Annotated in this window: 17 protein-coding genes; 15 read left to right on the top strand and 2 right to left on the bottom strand. The window is 45.4% G+C overall.

Features of this window, described 5'->3' with window-relative positions; all coding sequences use genetic code 11:
* Positions 1-17 precede the first annotated feature (17 nt).
* The 7 genes from argJ to H513_RS0109160 all read left to right on the top strand — a co-directional run bounded on the left by argJ (position 18) and on the right by H513_RS0109160 (position 8709).
* A complete protein-coding gene (gene argJ, locus H513_RS0109190) occupies positions 18-1235 on the top strand; it encodes a bifunctional glutamate N-acetyltransferase/amino-acid acetyltransferase ArgJ (protein ID WP_026800487.1) in 1218 nt (405 codons plus the stop codon).
* A 12-nt stretch (positions 1236-1247) separates the two neighbouring features.
* Complete coding sequence (gene argB / locus H513_RS0109185) at positions 1248-2051, top strand: acetylglutamate kinase (RefSeq protein ID WP_026800486.1); 804 nt, start codon at positions 1248-1250, stop codon at positions 2049-2051.
* The gene (locus H513_RS0109180; RefSeq protein WP_330981676.1) at positions 1993-3183 is read left to right on the top strand and encodes an acetylornithine transaminase; all 1191 of its coding nucleotides are present in this window, start codon (positions 1993-1995) and stop codon (positions 3181-3183) included. The genes argB and H513_RS0109180 overlap by 59 nt, the downstream gene beginning before the upstream one ends.
* On the top strand, positions 3180-4262 hold the full coding sequence (locus tag H513_RS0109175) for a carbamoyl phosphate synthase small subunit (protein WP_026800484.1): 1083 nt from the start codon (positions 3180-3182) through the stop codon (positions 4260-4262). Before H513_RS0109180 ends, H513_RS0109175 begins: the two co-directional genes overlap by 4 nt.
* A complete protein-coding gene (gene carB / locus H513_RS19905) occupies positions 4249-7479 on the top strand; it encodes a carbamoyl-phosphate synthase (glutamine-hydrolyzing) large subunit (RefSeq protein WP_051239826.1) in 3231 nt (1076 codons plus the stop codon). Before H513_RS0109175 ends, carB begins: the two co-directional genes overlap by 14 nt.
* Positions 7427-8368, top strand: coding sequence for an ornithine carbamoyltransferase (gene argF, locus H513_RS0109165; protein ID WP_026800483.1), 942 nt, complete (start codon positions 7427-7429; stop codon positions 8366-8368). The genes carB and argF overlap by 53 nt, the downstream gene beginning before the upstream one ends.
* 128 nt (positions 8369-8496) lie before the next feature.
* Positions 8497-8709 (top strand): hypothetical protein, encoded by a 213-nt coding sequence (locus H513_RS0109160; RefSeq protein ID WP_026800482.1) that lies wholly within the window; start codon positions 8497-8499, stop codon positions 8707-8709.
* Between the two features lie 25 nt (positions 8710-8734).
* Here the strand turns inward: H513_RS0109160 and H513_RS0109155 are convergent, their stop codons facing one another.
* The gene (locus H513_RS0109155) at positions 8735-9019 is read right to left on the bottom strand and encodes a hypothetical protein (RefSeq protein ID WP_026800481.1); all 285 of its coding nucleotides are present in this window, start codon (positions 9017-9019) and stop codon (positions 8735-8737) included.
* Positions 9020-9216: 197 nt separating this feature from the next.
* On the opposite strand from H513_RS0109155, the gene H513_RS0109150 reads away from it, so the two are divergent.
* The 7 genes from H513_RS0109150 (at position 9217) to pruA (ending at position 16803) form a co-directional block, all read left to right on the top strand.
* A complete protein-coding gene (locus H513_RS0109150; protein ID WP_026800480.1) occupies positions 9217-10908 on the top strand; it encodes a methyl-accepting chemotaxis protein in 1692 nt (563 codons plus the stop codon).
* Positions 10909-11107: 199 nt separating this feature from the next.
* On the top strand, positions 11108-12145 hold the full coding sequence (locus H513_RS0109145; protein WP_026800479.1) for a zinc-binding dehydrogenase: 1038 nt from the start codon (positions 11108-11110) through the stop codon (positions 12143-12145).
* A 267-nt stretch (positions 12146-12412) separates the two neighbouring features.
* Complete coding sequence (locus H513_RS0109140; protein WP_026800478.1) at positions 12413-12838, top strand: DMT family transporter; 426 nt, start codon at positions 12413-12415, stop codon at positions 12836-12838.
* Positions 12839-12849: 11 nt separating this feature from the next.
* Positions 12850-13527 carry a Crp/Fnr family transcriptional regulator gene (locus H513_RS0109135; protein WP_036769655.1) on the top strand — a complete coding sequence of 226 codons (678 nt, stop codon included), beginning with the start codon at positions 12850-12852 and terminating at the stop codon, positions 13525-13527.
* A 15-nt stretch (positions 13528-13542) separates the two neighbouring features.
* On the top strand, positions 13543-14025 hold the full coding sequence (locus tag H513_RS0109130) for a DMT family transporter (RefSeq protein ID WP_036769658.1): 483 nt from the start codon (positions 13543-13545) through the stop codon (positions 14023-14025).
* A gap of 261 nt (positions 14026-14286) precedes the next feature.
* Positions 14287-15204, top strand: a complete 918-nt coding sequence (locus H513_RS0109125) for a proline dehydrogenase family protein (RefSeq protein ID WP_026800475.1) — start codon at positions 14287-14289, stop codon at positions 15202-15204.
* 51 nt (positions 15205-15255) lie between these two features.
* Positions 15256-16803: an L-glutamate gamma-semialdehyde dehydrogenase gene (gene pruA / locus H513_RS0109120; protein WP_026800474.1), complete on the top strand. Its 1548-nt coding sequence runs from the start codon at positions 15256-15258 to the stop codon at positions 16801-16803.
* 73 nt (positions 16804-16876) lie between these two features.
* Here the strand turns inward: pruA and H513_RS0109115 are convergent, their stop codons facing one another.
* Positions 16877-17425, bottom strand: coding sequence for a DUF6944 family repetitive protein (locus H513_RS0109115; protein ID WP_026800473.1), 549 nt, complete (start codon positions 17423-17425; stop codon positions 16877-16879).
* A gap of 228 nt (positions 17426-17653) precedes the next feature.
* On the opposite strand from H513_RS0109115, the gene yiaA reads away from it, so the two are divergent.
* Positions 17654-18121: an inner membrane protein YiaA gene (gene yiaA, locus H513_RS0109110; protein WP_026800472.1), complete on the top strand. Its 468-nt coding sequence runs from the start codon at positions 17654-17656 to the stop codon at positions 18119-18121.
* The last annotated feature ends 311 nt before the right edge of the window (positions 18122-18432 follow it).

Below are 18432 nucleotides of genomic sequence, written 5' to 3'. Positions count from 1 at the left end.
ATGTGAATTCTTCAATAATTGAAGACACGTCCATTGTCGTCGTCGAGGGAGGCTCAGTTGATTCTCCTAAAGGATTCAAGGCTGGAGGATTTCATTGTGGTTTAAAGCGAAAGCGGAAAGATATAGGGTGGATTGTTTCCTCGAAACCTGCAGCAGCTGCTGGTGTATTTACCGTCAATAGCTTTCAAGCACCACCGTTAAAGGTTACGCAAGAAAGCTTAAAGAATGGTCACCTACAAGGCGTCATCGTCAATTCTGCCAACGCCAATGCGTTCACGGGGGAAAGAGGAAGGAACGATGCGTTAGCGATGCGAAAGCAATTCGCTGAGGTGTTAGACGTTTCCGATACGGAAGTTGCGGTTACATCAACAGGGGTCATTGGGGAGTACTTGCCAATGGAGACGATTCACGAAGCTATCTGGCAGATCCCGAATTATATGCCTAACTCTACTGCAAAGGATTTTGGAGAAGCGATTCTCACTACGGATACAACTACGAAAGAAGTAGCAGTCCAATGTGAGGTTGATGGTGAGGTTGTAACGATTGGCGGGGTGGCGAAGGGGTCAGGCATGATTAAACCGAATATGGCGACAATGCTTGGGTTTATTACTACGGATGCAATAGTCAATCAGTACGAGCTGCAACAGGCGCTCCACACTGTAACCGACAAGACGTTTAATCGCATTACGGTAGACGGAGACACGAGCACAAATGATATGGTCCTACTCATGGCTAACGGGGAAGTGAATCATGACCCACTGACACCATCCCACCCTGATTATGAAGCGTTTTGTAACGGGCTTGAATATGTCTGTGTAGAGCTTGCGAAAATGATTGCACGTGACGGAGAAGGCGCAACGAAGCTTGTAGAGGTAGAAGTGAGTGGAGCTCGTACAGAGAATAGTGCAGCGGTAATGGCCAAAGCTGTGGTAGGCTCATCCCTTGTCAAGACAGCCATTCATGGGGAAGACGCCAATTGGGGAAGGATTATCTGTGCACTTGGATATAGCGGAGAGTCCATTAGAGAGGAATTGCTCACAATCAAGCTTGGACCTTATGTGGTTGTTAAAGATGGAAGACCAACAGGCTGTGATGATGCAGAGTTAAGTGCTTATCTAAGTGAAGAAACCATTAAGATTGAAATTCAATTAGGAAATGGGGAGCATTGCGCTTTGGCTTGGGGGTGCGATTTATCATATGAGTACGTGCGGATTAATGCTTCCTATCGCACATAAGGGGGGAGTAATGTGCACTATGTTGTGTTGAAGGTTGGAGGAAGTATGCTCGACCAGCTCCCTCAATCCTTTTTCGAAGAGGTGGTTCAGCTTTCACAAGATGCTTATCCGATTATCGTTCATGGCGGTGGCCCTGCCATCACGAGCATGCTTCAGGTTCTACAGCATGAGACGGTCTTTACAGATGGAGTGCGCGTTACGACGAAGGGCATGGTTAACACGGTGGAAATGGTGTTAAGTGGGAAGGTCAATAAATTCGTCGTGAAACAACTCCAAGCTGCGAATGGGCTAGCTGTAGGAATTAGCGGGGTGGACGCCAAACTATTAACTTGCCGAATCTACAATGAGGACTTCGGATATGTTGGGGAAGTCGAACAGGTCGACGCTCAGTTGCTTAAGACACTATGTGGAGCAGGGTATATTCCGGTGGTTTCACCTTTAGGAATAGATGAAGGAGGCGAAACGCTCAATATAAATGGAGATGAAGCAGCCGCTGCCATTGCTGCCGAGCTCTCTGCTGAGTTGTTCTTAATTAGTGATGTGCCTGGAATTTATAGCAGTGGGATTGGTTCTTCTATTTATGATGCTGTTTCGTTAGAAGACATTGATGCCTTAATTGAAAGTGGTGTGATCGCTGGTGGCATGATCCCGAAGGTGAAAGGCGCATGCCGAGCCATTAGAAAAGGAGTGAAACGGGCAATCATCTTAAATGGTCTTGAGCGGAATGGATTGAGTAGAAGCCTGAGCGGTGAGTCTATTGGAACAACCATTAGGGAGAAAGGAAGTGGCATCCATGCTTCAAACGGAGCAAAGTAGCATCATGAAGACCTACAATCGTTTCCCGTTAACGATTGTCAAAGGGGAAGGAAGCTATGTGTACGATGAATTGGGGACGTCCTATTTAGATTTCACATCAGGAATCGCAACGTGCAACTTGGGTCATCAGCCTCCACGGGTGAAACAGGCCTTGCAACAGCAATTAGACCAGCTTTGGCATTGTTCCAATTTATTTCACATTCCCATACAGGAGAAACTAGCTCAGTGGTTAACCTCCCACAGCGTTCTAGATGAAGTCTTCTTCTGTAACAGTGGGACTGAAGCAAATGAAGCGGCCATTAAATTGGTTCGAAAGGCGACTGGAAAGGATACCATCGTTACGTTTCGTCAATCGTTTCACGGTCGTACGCTCGGGGCACTCGCTGCGACGGGTCAGCCTAAATTGCAGGAGTCATTTGGAACGATGCTAGATGGATTTGTATATTTGCCCTTTAATGAGGTGGAAGCATTGGACCAGTTGGAGGACATCCAACCTGGAGCGGTTATGCTTGAGCTTGTTCAAGGGGAAGGTGGCGTGCGACCAGCCGAACAGGTATGGGTCGACAAGCTAGTAGAACTGTGTAAGACATTAGAGATTCTTCTCGTAGTCGATGAGGTGCAGACTGGAATCGGAAGAACAGGGACCTTATTCTCCTATGAGCAGTATGACATTGAACCAGACGTCATCACGCTTGCCAAAGGCCTCGGCTCAGGCGTTCCGATTGGAGCGATGTTGGCGAAGCATGCCGTGTCCACCGCATATACCCCTGGTGATCACGGGAGTACATTCGGCGGCAATCCTCTTGCTTCATCTGCCGCGCTTGCAACGGTTGAAGAAGTGGAGAAAACACTTGCCCATGGTAAGCGAGCAGGAGAGCAACTCGTCAACGAATTATTGGAACTTTCCAGTACGTATGACGAGATTCAAGAAGTCAGAAGTCGTGGTCTTATCGTGGGCATACAAGTTGAAGATGCATCTCTTTACGTTCAGAAGCTACGAGACCGAGGTATCCTCGTCTTAACTGCGGGACCTACCGTCATTCGTGTATTGCCCCCACTCAATGTGAAGAAGAAAGAAGTGAAGCGGTTCATCGAAGGATTCGCACACGTACTTGAGGAGGTTTCGTCATGAAAGAAGGCTACTTACTTTTAGAAGATGGCGTCGTTTTTCCTGGGTGGTTTCCGACAGAGGCATTAGAAGGTGAAGGGGAGGTTGTCTTTAACACGAGCATGACAGGCTATCAAGAGATTGTGACAGACCCGTCCTACGCTGGTCAGATTCTTGTCTTCTGCTACCCTCAAATCGGAAATTACGGGGTCAACCAACAGGATAAGGAAAGTGAGCGATTGTTCTTGAATGGGGTCATTACAGGAGAACAATGCATCGAGCCAAGTCACTTCCGATCTACAAATACGTTTACTAATTACCTGTTGTCGAACGGAATTCCAACATTGACTGGAGTGGATACGCGAGTGCTCGTGAAGCACATTCGGGACCATGGTGTCATGAAAGGGAAGCTACTTCTCGAGAAACCTCTTCAAGCATCAACTTATGAATGGAAGGATCAATCTTCTCTTGTTCATGATGTCTCAACCACGTCGTACCAGCATTACGAGGGTGATGGCGCTCACGTCGTCGTACTTGATTTCGGCTGTAAGAAGTCAATTCTACATTTGCTTCAACAGTCTCGTCTGAAGGTGACGGTCGTGCCTTACGATACGAGCGAAGCGGACATTCGTGCCTTATGTCCAGATGGGCTTGTACTAAGTAATGGACCTGGAGACCCGCAAGAGTTATCTTTCTTATTCTCAACGATTCGTAACCTTGTAGAGGATTACCCAACATTCGGGATTTGCCTTGGTCATCAATTGCTAGGATTGGCATATGGGGCGAAGACGAGAAAGTTATCATTCGGACATCGTGGGTCAAATCATCCTGTCCAAGAACTCGAGACTGGGAAAGTGTGGATGACCGCTCAGAACCATGGCTACGAAATTGTGCCAGAAACGTTAGCTGGGACTCCATTTCACTCACACTTTGTGCACCTCCACGATGGTTCTATTGAAGGGATGAAGCATCGGTACAAACCGATTACCTCTGTACAGTTCCATCCAGAGGCCCACGCAGGACCAACAGATACGTCCCACCTATTCAACGGATTCACTGACATGCTGCAAAAGGGAGAGTCGTCGTACTATGCCATACCGTAAAGAGCTGAAAAAAGTGGCTATATTCGGTTCTGGACCAATTGTCATTGGGCAGGCCGCAGAATTTGATTACGCTGGGACGCAAGCATGCCTTGCGTTGAAGGAAGAAGGAATTGAAGTTGTCCTCATCAATCATAACCCAGCCACCATAATGACCGATGAATCGATTGCTGATGTAGTGTATATGGAACCCATGACGGTAGAGAATGTAACAAGGATTCTCGAGAAGGAACAACCAGACGGAGTCATTGGGTCTCTCGGTGGACAAACGGGACTCAATTTAACAATCAATCTATATGAGGATGGTGTATTCGAGCGACTTGGTATTGAAGTATTGGGTACATCTGTCGAATCGATTCAACAAGGGGAGGACCGAGAGCAGTTTCGAAAGCTGATGCGAGACATTGGAGAACCGATTTCCGAGTCCAAGATTGCAACGACTCTTGAGGAAGCACTACAACATGCTACTGCCATCGGCTATCCCATCATGATCCGACCTGCGTATACGCTTGGTGGAGAAGGAGGGGGCTTTGCGTACTCGGCTGATCAACTGACCGACATTGTCGAACGGGGGCTGTCTCTCTCTCCAATCTCTCAAGTCCTTATTGAGAGGAGTATGCGTGGGTGGAAGGAAATCGAATACGAGGTGATGCGTGATGAGAAGGACACGTGCATGATTGTATGCAACATGGAGAATGTAGATCCTGTTGGCATTCACACAGGAGACTCAATCGTTGTCGCACCTTCACAAACGCTAACGGATAACCAGTATCAGCTGCTCCGCAACGTGTCGATTAAAGTGATTCGCGCACTCGGTGTTATCGGGGGGTGCAATATCCAGTTCGGCCTCGACCCAGAAAGTGACGATTATCAAATCATTGAAGTGAACCCAAGAGTGAGTCGTTCCTCGGCTCTTGCCTCCAAGGCCACCGGGTATCCGATTGCACGAATGGCAGCAAAGTGTTCAATTGGCTATGCGCTCTCTGAAATACCGAACCCGATTACAGAAACGACAACGGCCGCCTTTGAGCCAGCGCTTGATTATCTCGTTGTGAAATTGCCTCGTTTTCCGTTTGATAAATTCCCTGAAGGAGAGCGGAGTCTAGGTACACAAATGAAAGCAACAGGAGAAGTGATGGCGCTCGACCGTAGTTTTGAAGGTGCGTTGAATAAAGCTATTCGCTCAATGGAGACACACGTGTACGCACTAAGCGACGGATTGCCGGTAACTTGTACCCATGAACAGCTCGTAAGTAATCTAACGCATCCGACCGACGAACGCCTATTCTATATAGCCGAAGCATTTAAAGAAGGGTGGAGTGTAGAAGATGTTCACGCGTATACGTTCATCGATTACTGGTTCTTAAACAAGATCAAGAGAGTGATCAACGTTGAACAACTGCTCCTTTCTGAACCGCTATCGAAAGAACTTCTATTAAAGGCGAAACGTCTAAACATCAGCGATGGATGGATAGCTAAAGCAACGAACAAGTCAGAGGAAGCTATACGTTCTTTAAGGAAAGCATATCGCATTCAACCTGGCATGAAGCAAGTCGATACATGTGCCGCTGAATTTGAGGCGATGACCCCGTATTACTACTCCACTTACTTAGGGGAGCACGAAGGAAGTCAATCTTCATCGCCTGCGATTGTCATTCTTGGTTCAGGGCCAATCCGGATTGGTCAAGGAATTGAATTTGACTATGCATCCGTGAAGGCGACGATGAAGGCGAAGGAACTTGGCTATCGAACAGTCGTCATCAATAATAATCCAGAAACCGTAAGTACAGATTTCTCTGTCGCGGATACCCTCTACTTTGAGCCACTCACCGCAGAAGATGTGCTTGCTGTGATTGATAAAGAACACGTGGCAGGTGTTGCTGTTCAATTTGGTGGGCAAAGTGCGATTTCCCTTGCGAGTGAACTGGAAAGAGCGGGTGTACCGATTCTAGGCACGTCCGTATCGAGCATCCACCTTGTGGAAGATCGGGGAGCGTTCTATTCGTTGCTACAAGACTTGGAGATTCCATCTATTCCAGGTGGTCGTGCATGGAACAAAGAGCAATTGGTCAGCACAGCCAAAGAGCTGGCTTATCCACTCCTCGTTCGTCCATCCTACGTTACAGGTGGGCAGCACATGCAAATTCTAAGCTCCGAGTATGCGTTACAGCAATATGTGGATGCTTTGCACATCTCCTCTGAACAGTGGTGGCCCCTCTTGCTCGACTCCTTCATCGAGGGGAAAGAGTGTGAAGTGGATGTTATCTGTAACGGCAATGAAATTGTCATCCCTGGCATTATGGAGCACTTAGAAAGAGCGGGTGTTCATTCTGGAGACAGTACAACTGTTTACCCTCCTCAGACGATTGATGAAAGGGAACAGCAACTGCTTGTGGCGTACGCAAGAAAACTCTCCGAAGCGCTCGGTGTGCAAGGACTTATGAATATCCAGTACGTGATACAAGATGGAATGGTCTACGTGTTAGAAGTGAATCCACGAGCTTCACGAACGGTACCCGTCATAAGTAAAGTAACAGGAATTGATGTAGTTGGATGGGCAATGGAAGCGCTCCTCCCAGCACATGCTAAATTCCCAGTGACAGGCCTTGTAGCCGAGAAAGAGTATGTTGCCTTAAAGCGTCCGATTTATTCTGCTCGAAAGCTAAAAGGGGTAGACCACGCCGTTGGACCGAACATGAAATCGACTGGAGAAACGCTCACGCTTTCTGAAACAATGGATCAATTATACGCCACTCACGGAATTGATTCTCGTGACTTGGGGTTATTGGTATCTATGCCGGTCTCTAAAATCGAGGAAGCCCTTCCGCATCTAGAGAGACTCGTAGGAGAAGGGACTTCACTCTATGCACCAAAGGGTAGTTATCAAGAGTTAGTAAAACATAACGTTCCTGTAATAGAAATAGAGAAAGAAGCAAGTATGATGAAGAAAGCCATCACGGAAAAGCGTGTTCAGGCGGTATTGTCCTTGCCGCATATGGAACAGAAAGAAGCCGAATTCGGTTCTCTAGTACGTGAACTTGCAGTCAATCACGGCTTGCAGTGCTTCACCCATCTTGATCAAGTGCAATGGATAACGAATGAAACGCAATCAAGACCTCTTCAGTCGATGCAAGAATGGTTAGCAGTAGAACACCACATAAAGGGGGATGGGTCGAGTGAAACAACTCGCAGTCAAAAAGAAAGATTTTCTCACTCTTAACAATTGGACGGAAGAAGAAATTGAGCATCTTGTACAGAAAGCTTATTTGCTAAAGCATCAAGGTGGAGACGACCGCTTGTCGGGGCAAATTCTCGGCATGATCTTCGAGAAGTCTTCAACTAGGACGCGAATTTCATTCGAAGTGGCCATGCTTCAACTAGGGGGGCACGCGATTCATCTCCCTACAAGGGACATTCAATTAGGGCGAGGGGAGACGATTGAAGATACAGCGAAAGTGATGTCTCGTTACGTCAGTGCGGTGATGCTTAGAACTAATGAACATGAAACGATTGAGCGGTTTGCAGAAGCTGCTGATGTACCCGTAATTAACGGGCTATCAGACCTGTACCACCCTGTTCAGACACTTGCCGACTTGCTCACAATCTATGAATATAAGCATGACTTGAAGGGGAGAAAGATTGTTTATGTTGGTGATGGAAACAACGTCGCCCATTCTCTTATGCTCGGAGGCGCTTTAATGGGGATGGACGTCGTGATAGCTTGCCCGAATGGCTATGAACCTAATGGATCCATTACACAGCGTGCAATCGAGAAGGCCAATGCTTCAGGAGGAACGGTTTCTATTACCCACCATAAGGATGAAGCGGTTCAGGGCGCCGATGCGATCTATACGGATGTGTGGGCAAGTATGGGGCAGGAAGAAGAAAGTGAAGCTCGTAAAGCGGTTTTTGCACCTTTTCAAGTGTCGGAAGCATCTATGAAACTAGCAAAGCCAGATTGCCTCTTTATGCATTGCCTGCCTGCTCACCGCGGAGAAGAAGTGGAAGCAGAGGTCTTGGATGGCTCACAATCTGTTGTGTTCGACCAAGCGGAGAATCGTCTTCACGCTCAGAAAGCATTGCTCTTGTACTTACTTCGAGATCACTAAGTTATAGAAGGACTTTCCTTTATGGAAAGTCCTTTTGTACCTTTTTTGTATAAATTTGGTGTAGGTGAGTTCTACAATATGGTAGGATGAAGTTGTTTGAGAGTTTAGATGGATGAAAGGGGTATTGGATGAAAGACCATCCGCTGTCTGCTAAAGTAAAGGGGCTCTTTCACGCCTTTATCGTATTATTTGCAGTATTGCTTACAATCGGGTACATTCTAAATCCTTATGAGCTGAACCGTGGTGAGCTTTATGCATTATTGGGAATTATTATTGGAGTGAATAGTCTAGTTCAGCTCGTACGCACCATTAGAGCAGCACGAACAACATCAGCTTCTTAAAGGGTAAACTTCTCGACTATGAATGTTATAGTTGTTCATGAACGTCTTCTTGCTGAGAAGGCGTTTTTTCTTGTGTATTTGGTAATAAATAAACGAGTGTCCAGAACCACCCAATGACTCCTGATACAAGCGCGACAGTTCCGATCACAATGATACTTGTAAGTGCTGCAATTTCTTGAGTAACCCCATAGCCACCCCATGAATTTGCCAATGAACCAGAAAGAGGCCCACTATAGAATAAGACAAGCAGTCCAACGACCCCCATGATGGCTGAAACGATGTGAAACGCAAAGTATTGATCACGGGACATCAATACCCCCTCCTTCCTATTTACTTCCACTTTACCATGTCTAGTTCTTTTGTAGAACGACTTCCTTATGAATCTAATTCTAAAGTTATAGTAATTTTCTAAAAATTACTTGAGTTTCGCTATTTTTACACGTAGTATAAATATAATGAACCATGTGCGACACGTGGTCGCGGGGCTTGAAGATGGGGGAATGAGGTATGAGTATACGTAAGAAACTGTTTTTGATAAGTTTTTTAGCCTTTCTCGTGCTAGGGGGAACAGAATTATTTCTAATTAGTAAGATCTATACATATAACAACACCATTAAGTCTATTAAGGATCAATCTATTGAAACCGCTCTCTTATCACAAGAGTTAAAGCTTGATGTGGTAGAAGTTCAACAATGGCTAACGGAAATTAGTGCAACGGGCGGCGGCCAAGGCTACGATCAAGGGTTTGACAAAGCGAGGGAAGTATCAGAGCGTTTTGAAGAGCGGATGGAGACGTTGCAATCTATTGAAACAGACAAGGAGAATAAGCAACTTCTCGAGAACAGCAGCAGCTTGTTCCAGCGTTTCTACAACTATGGGAGACAAATGGCTCAAGGGTATATTTCCGGTGGGCAGAATACAGGAAATCTATACATGGCAGGCTTTGATGACTTAAGAAATGACATTAATGGAGAGCTTGATGCTTATTTAGAAGGTCGTAAGAGTGAACTTCGAACAGAAATGAGTAACATTGAAGAAAGCATGGAACAACTTACAATTCTGTCCTTAATCATTTTGGCAGGAGGGCTAATCGTTGTTGGCGTGGTAAGTAATCGCATCTCGAGTGGGATTACTAAGAGCCTCCGAGTTGTTGGGGAGGGGGCGCAGCAGATTGCCAACGGAGATTTAACCCAACCGATGGAAGTTAAACGTAAAGATGAAATTGGGATGCTTGCAAATGAGTTTGAACAAATGCGTGTACAGCTTTCCTCCCTTGTCACTGCTATTCAACGAGACGCGAACGAGATTCAAGACAACAGTCTGAATCTTTCTGACTTAACAGCTCAAACGGGAGAGTCTGCTTCACAAATTGCTGTAACCATCGACGAAGTGGCACATGGGGTTGAGGATCAATCTGTGCAAGCTGGTCATATACTCGACGCCATTCAAGATACTACTCAGAAAGTATCGTTTGGAAATGAGCTTGCTGACAGAACATTAAAAGGAGCGGCCTCTTCTACTACTGCGGCTCAAGGTGGACAAGCAAGTATTGAGGAAGGGATTCAAGGTCTCCAGTCAACTGTACGTGATTTCAATGAAGCAACTGAAACTGTACAATCACTTGGCGAGCGTTCTAATCAGATTGGCGATATTATTAAATTCATTCATGACATTTCAGAACAAACAAACTTGCTTTCCTTAAATGCAGCTATTGAAGCGGCACGGGCAGGTCAGCATGGACTCGGCTTTTCTGTAGTGGCAGAAGAAGTACGGAAATTGGCAGAAGAAACAAAGAAAGCGACAGGACGAATTTCTTCGCTTATTAAAGAAACGCAAAGAGAGACACACCGTTCCATTCAGTTGATGGAAAGCAATCAAAGTCGCTTCACAGAACAAGTGCGTGTCATCCAAGATGGTGGACAATCTTTAAGACAAATTGTGGAACATGTCCAAAGCACGGAGCATGATGTGGGCCAATTGAAAGAGATCTTAAAATCCATTGATGATAATACGGTGAACGTACAGCGTATGATTGAGAGTATTACGGCGGTCATTGAAGAAACTTCTGCTTCTTCAGAAGAAGTGGCAGCTAGTGCCCAACAGCAAGATGCTATGGTGCATCAAGTGAGAGAAACAATCGATAGCTTGAGTTCAATCGCGCAAGAACTGAATGGGCAAGTGGCTCAATTTAAACGGTAGAAAGAGGACGTAATCTCCTCTTTCTTTTTTTAGGTGCTAGCGTTCAAACGAAAAGGTTCGTATTCCTTCCATACGTCTCCTTCACATTCATAAATCCTACAAGTTCGTATCCAAACGCCTATAGGCAGATTCCGTATAGTCCGCCATAAATTGTGATACGATATTAGTATACATAGAGTGAAGGAGTGGGATATTCGTTATGAAAGCTGTTGAGGTAACAGGCTATGGGGGATTCGAACAATTACAAGTTACAGACCGAGAAGTGCCTTCGCCTAATGCAGGGGAAGTACTCGTGAAAGTGAAGGCATGTGGAATTAACAATACGGAAATCTGGATGCGCGAAGGAGCTTATGGCACTGGAGAAGAGTCTGGATGGAGACCAGAAGGGGTTCAATTTCCACGCATTCCGGGTTCAGATATCACTGGGCAAATTGTAGAAGTCGGAGAAGGGGTCGAACCACACAAAGTGGGAGAAGATGTGATCTTATTTCCATTCACTTCAAGTGGAGAGGCAGGTATGGAGCATTTATCAGACGACCTCTCCTTTATCGGTTCCGAATATGACGGCGGATATGCTGAATATGTAGTATGGAAAGAAGAGTTATGCTATCCAATGCCTTTACCTGACTATACTCAAAGTGCCGTTGTTGTTGTGAGCGGGCTCACTGCCTGGCATATGGTTGAGCAATCGAACGTCGGGAGCGAAGATGTCGTCATGGTAACTGGTGCGAATGGAGGCGTGGGTTCATACAATGTCCAAATTGCATCGAAAGTTAGAGGGGCAACCGTGATTGCTATTGTTGGGGACCTTGAGCTTTCCGACAAGATGAAGGAGCTTGGGGCAGACTATGTCTTCTCTTATAAATCTTCTACCCTTCAACAGGACATTCTTGAAGAGGTAGGTAAAGTGGACGTCGTCCTTGATGTAGTTGGCGATGCTCTCTTTGATACGTCCTTACAAGTGCTTCGAAAAGGAGGACGCTTCTGTACGTCGGGGTCTTCAGGTGGACAACAGACGAATATGGATTTCCGCGCTGTCTATCTAAACCATATTGCCTTACTAGGCTCTGTTCTTGGCACAAGAGAAGATTTCAAGAACCTACTACAAGCAGTGTCTCAATATAAAGTAAAACCAACCGTGGCAAAGACATTTCCTCTATCAGAGGCAAGAGATGCACAAGCTTATTTCAAAGAAAGCGGGAAGTTAGGGAAGGTTGTCCTTCTTCCTGAAGAGTAAAAAAATACTATGAAATAAGAGAGGCTGCCGTTTTGGCAGTCTCTTTTCATTGTAGTGAGCGAAGTGACTGATTTGAAAATGTGTCAAACCCTTCAGAATTAATGCTCATCTCACCCGCGAATGCCTTAGCTACATTCGGGATTCCATCGAAACATTACAAACCTACCACCAATACCGGCCCCTTACCCGATTTATAATTAGGGACATATGTCCTTTCATTCTTCTTCTTCATCGGTTTTAATGAGTAGAGGAAAGGAGGTCTTCTACATGAAAGGGTTGTTATTTTCTCTTGCAGCAGGGTTGTGTATTACGATGCAAGGGGTGTTTAATGCACGACTAAGTGACGAGTTAGGTGGATGGCAGACCACTTCACTCAATCAGCTTGTTGGGTTACTATTTGCTATTATCATGTATATCATTATGAGAGATGGTCGAAAAGAAGGCTTCAAAGAAGTGCCGAAAGTGTATTTATTTGGCGGTACGTTCGGGGTAATTGTCGTATTTGCAGAGTTGACGGCGATGAAGATGATGGGACCTGCATTCGCAATCTCCATTCTACTCGTCTCCCAACTATTAACGGCTTACTTAATAGAAAGTAATGGCTGGTTTGGCCAAACGAAAGTACGCGTAACAAAGCCTCAGCTCGTCGGAGTGTCGATGATGATCTTAGGAGTTGTTGTATTTAATTTATAGAGGTGAAACCTATGGAAATCCAATCGTATATCGACCACTTTGGACTAAATGATGTCTTTTCACCAGATACGGTAGCGGCAATGACGCTTCAACATGTGAAGAAAGGGCAAGCCATTTGTGCGAAGGGAGACCATCTTCACTCCATGTATTTTCTTGTGAAGGGGAAAGTAAAGATTTATACGACTACAGAAGAGGGCAAGTCTCTGATTCTTAGGTTCAAAACTCCGTTCGCTGTTATTGGGGATCTTGAGTATATTCGCGGTGGAGATGTGTTCAATGAAGTGGAATGCGTCATGGATAGCTTGCTCTTAGCCGTCCCATTCCAAATTCTGCGTCGGCATGAACAAGAACGCATCGAATTTTATCACTTTCTACTCGATATTATGACGGAGAAATTCTACACAGAATCTCATGCTTCTAGTTTAAATATGATGTATCCCGTCGATGTTCGACTGGCGAGTTATTTGCTGTCCTTATCAGAAGACGGCTTTGGAACGATGTATTATGAAGAAATGAGAACGGCTAACTTGAAAGAATTGGCAGATTTGATTGGAACAAGCTATCGTCATTTGAACCGTGTAATTGAGCGATTTGTCTCTGATGGATTGCTGCGAAGAGAACGAGGGACGCTTACGGTTTTAGATCGCGCCAAACTTCGTGTTGTGGCCAAAGGCAACATTTATGAATAGAAAGGAGGGTCAATAATGGGAATCTTTCTTTCCATTGTGGCTGGCATACTTATTAGTGTCCAGAATGTATTTAACTCAAGGATTAGTGAACGTGCTGGATCATGGGCAACAACGACACTCGTCCTAGCGATGGGGTTCGGAGCTTCTATCCCTGTATTCTATACGATGGAAGATGCGCGCTTATTCGACTTTGCTGATGCTAACCTCATTTTCCTATTTGGTGGCGTATTTGGAGTTGGAATTGTCTTTTGTCTGATGATGGGGATTCGTTTAATCGGTCCTGCATATGCGGTGTCTGTTGTGCTCATCTCCCAACTGACGACTGCGTTCTTTACGAACACATTCGGCTGGTTTGGATTCGATTCCATCCCGTTTACGTGGAACAAGGCGGCTGGATTAATCCTTCTTATTGCAGGTATTCTTGTATTCAAGCTATCGGACGCTGTGCCGGCCGAACAATCAAATGAGTCTTATGAACAGCGACAGGCAAATGGGTAATGTTAAACCTTAACCTGTCGCACTTTATGTCTAAATGCTACATATTTTATCGTAAGCCGTCTTCTTTCTAGTGGACGGCTATTGATGAATACCCACAATTGTAACCCCTTACATTGTGGGTAAACCACAAATGTGACCATTAATGATTGTGATAGGAAAACGTTTCAGAAATTTCTAAAAAGGGGTACAATTACAGTGTAAGGGGAAACAACATACTCATTTAAGTGAAGGTCACATAGAGAATGGAAGGGTGTGAATACCTTGGATGCAATCAGTAAAAATTTCTTTCTGTATTTGTCTAAAAACTCAACGTTAGATCGTATGGCGAAACGTTGGGGGTCGAAATTTGGAGCTGACCGTATTGTGGGTGGAGAATCATTTGATGGGGCGATTCAGGTCATTCAAGGGATGAATCGTCAAGGCATTGCCGTTACGGTGGACCACCTTGGGGAATTTATCCATTCCGCTGAAGAAGCAAAGCTTCGCTGTCAGGAAAGTATTCAAACAATCCGTAAGATAAGTGAGCACAATCTGAATTCCCAAATGTCTGTGAAGGTCACATCTCTCGGGCTCGACATTAGTGCTGAGCTTGTATGGGAGAATATGTTGAAGATTATGGATGAAGCGGTGAAGTATGATGTGTTTATCACGATTGATATGGAAGACTCATCCCGTTGTGGGAAAACCCTCGATTTGTATAAAGCGCTAAAAGAAAGGTATGACAACATCGGTACCGTCATACAATCGTATCTGTACCGGTCCAGTCGAGACCTTGATGAGTTGAATGAGCTAGACCCTGTTCTAAGACTTGTTAAAGGTGCCTATAAAGAGCCAGCCGAAGTGGCCTTCCAAGAGAAGTATAAAGTAGACGAAAACTTAAAACACCTGATTAAGAAGAATTTATTGAATGGCAATTTTACGTCTATTGCAAGCCATGACGATGCCATTATTGAATATACGAAAGACTTGGTTAAGGAACATCATATTCCAACAGACCAGTTTGAATTTCAAATGCTGTATGGCATGAGGAGTGACACGCAAGTTCAACTTGTGAAAGAAGGCTATCCAGTCCGAGTGTATATGCCTTATGGCACGGATTGGTACGGTTACTTTATGAGACGCCTTGCTGAGCGTCCTGCTAACGTATCGTTTGCATTACGGGGAATGTTTAAGAAATAGCTTTCTTTGAAGCTATTACACTATAAAACTTATACTTGAGAGGAGAATTTCATGGTTACATCCTATCGTCATGAACCGTTTACTGATTTCACAATCCAATCAAACAAAGAAGCATTCGAGGCTGCTCTCAGACTTGTTAAAGGAGAACTAGGCAAGGATTATGACTTGCTTATTGATGGAGAGCGTATTTCAACAGAGGATAAGATTGAATCCGTGAATCCTGCTCTTACGAAAGAAGTTGTAGGCCGGGTCTCCAAAGCAACAAAGGAAACTGCGAATGAGGCAGTTGAGTCCGCATCGAAAGCGCTGAATGATTGGAAGAAATGGTCTCCTGAAGCACGCGCTGGAGTACTATTCCGAGCTGCTGCGCTTGTCAGACGTCGCAAGCACGAGTTCTCTGCATGGCTAGCGTATGAAGTAGGGAAGCCATGGAAAGAAGCGGATGCCGATACAGCAGAAGCTATTGACTTTATGGAATACTATGCGCGCCAGATGATTGAACTAGGTAAGGGTAAACACGTAGAGAGCCGCCCAGGTGAAAACAACCAATATGTCTATGTTCCAACAGGTGTAGCTCTAGTCATTCCGCCGTGGAACTTAGCGTTCGCTATTATGGCAGGAACAACGGTCGCACCGCTTGTAACTGGAAATACAGTCGTCATGAAGCCATCACCGAAGAGTCCTGTTATTGCAGCGAAATTCGTAGAGGTATTGGAGGAAGCAGGTCTTCCGAAAGGCGTCCTACAATTTGTACCTGGTGATGACGAGGAAATTGGTGACTACCTAGTGGATCATCCAAAGACCGCACTTATTTCATTTACAGGCTCACGTAATGTCGGCATGCGCATTTACGAACGCGCATCGAAAGTTCAACCTGGCCAACAGCACTTGAAGCGTGTCATTGCTGAAATGGGTGGGAAAGACACGGTTGTTGTAGATGATACAGCAAACCTTGATACTGCTGTAGATGCCATTCTCACATCTGCTTATGGATTCTCTGGTCAGAAATGTTCCTCCGGCTCGCGTGTCGTAGCTCACGAATCGGTATACGATGAAGTGCTTGAACGTGTAGTTGCGAAAGCGAAGGAACTGTCTGTTGGGAATGCAACAGAAGAGAACGTCTATATGGGACCTGTCATTGACAAGGTTGCCTTTGATAAGATTATGGGCTATATGGAAGTTGGGAAGGAAGAAGGACGGCTTATGGTTGGTGGTTCTGGAGATGATTCGAAAGGGTACTTCATACAACCAACGGTATTCGCTGACTTAGATCCAAATTCCCGTATGCAACAGGAGGAAATCTTCGGACCAGTTGTCTGCTTCACGAAAGTCAAGGACTTTGATGAAGCATTAGACGTTGCGAACAACACAGAGTATGGCTTGACAGGTGCCTTAATCTCAGACAATCGCGAGCATATTGAACGTGCGAAAGTAGAGTTCCATGTCGGGAACCTTTACTTTAACCGCAACTGTACAGGTGCCATCGTAGGCTACCAACCGTTCGGCGGATTCAACATGTCCGGTACCGATTCAAAAGCAGGCGGTCCTGATTACCTCGCACTTCATATGCAACCTAAATCAATCTCTGAAATGTATTAAGTAAATTGAACGAAGGCTGCTCTCTCAACGAGGGCAGCCTTTTTAATGGCGATGAGCAGGTTGAGGAGAGAATTTAATATCGTCTCCTTACAGTGTTAAGATAATCTCTCTCTTCCCCGAGTGCCGTTAAGACTGCACCAACGGCCTGGATCCAGCTTCCTAATGCATCGAGAACTTGCGTCCGTTCTTCATTGCCGAAGATGGCCTGCAGTCCATTTCCGACGACTTGTAACAGATTGCCGATGAGGAGGTAGACGTTTGAGATGCTTGGGTCTTGTTCCCATGCGTCCGCGAACCCAACACCAGCACCTGTTGCTTGAAAGAGATTGCCTTGGGTGTTGAGGATGTCTTTCGTCCGTTGGTCTACGTTCGTAATCAGACCCGCTATGACGAGCGTGTTCCCGATAGCCTGTACTTCGTTGCCCACCGTTCCAAGCTTGAGCGGGTCCTTCCCAATCGTTGCAAGTCCGTTTCCTGTCGCTTGAAGCGTATTTCCTATGACGTTAAAGTCTTTTAACGTTTGTGGAGGTAGCTTCTTGGTAGGAGTGCTGCCAATTGCAGCCAGCACTGTCCCCACCGCCTGAACCCATGCCCCCTCTCTCTTAAAGCCTCCTCGACTCATAACCATCCCGCCTGTCTGTACACTTATAAGTAGCGTATGCAGGTTGGATGTAGAAGTGAGGGTGTCAGACACTGTGTCGAAATACCCGCGTACGTCTATCCAAACTTTTTGGATAAGGATGAAATTGAATCTTCCATCTTCTGCATAAAATAGGTATGGTAATAAGTGTAGGGAGGGATGGAAGTTTGTTCCTCTTAATTGGGCTTTCATAAATAAGGGGGTAATCGAGTGGCAGAACAAAGTGATGTAACGTTAGATCGGGACAACTCAGAAGAACCGAAGATAAAGACAGAAAGAAGAGAAGGGGAGCCTACAGGAGCCTTCAAGGGAGCATCGTGGACGGCATTATTAATAGGTGTTCTTGCGTATTTAATTGGCCTATTCAATGCGACCATGCAGTTGAATGAGAAAGGTTACTATTTCGCTGTACTTGTATTTGGACTTTACGCAGCTGTATCCCTTCAGAAGGTTGTACGAGATAAAGAGGAAGGGTACCCAGTCACAACTATCTATTATGGGATTAGCTGGTTTGCAATTGTTATTGCCATCCTGCTTATGGCGATTGGACTGTACAACGCAGGAAGTATCATTCTAAGTGAGAAAGGTTTCTACGCCATGGCCTTCACGTTGAGCCTGTTCTCTGCCATTACGGTCCAGAAGAATGTACGAGATACACAGAAAGCTAGAAATGAATGAATAGAAGAGCCGGCCTCCAGCGATTGGTGGCTGGCTCTCTTTTGTTTATACCTCGTCCTCACCTTTCAATACTCACCAAAGTGCATATATGCATGATGTGTTGTGTTACCTCTTTATACTTCAGGATAAATCTTTACCGCGGTTGCCCTCACGACCTCTAGTAGCGAATGGCTCACAAACTAATCTGCTTGACTATAACCCACTCCCTCTCGCCTGCTTTAAAGAGTAGGCGTAATTCGTATGGAAAAAGAATTAAATTAATGGTTGTGTTTTACAATTCCGAGGCATATAATAATTACTGTACCAACTGT

Origin of the sequence: Pontibacillus halophilus JSM 076056 = DSM 19796 (assembly GCF_000425205.1) — a bacterium.
GTDB classification, from domain to species: Bacteria; Bacillota; Bacilli; order Bacillales; family BH030062; genus Pontibacillus_A; species Pontibacillus_A halophilus.
The sequence above is the reverse complement of the archived record's forward strand: the minus strand, read 5'-3'. Positions and strand labels throughout refer to the sequence as shown.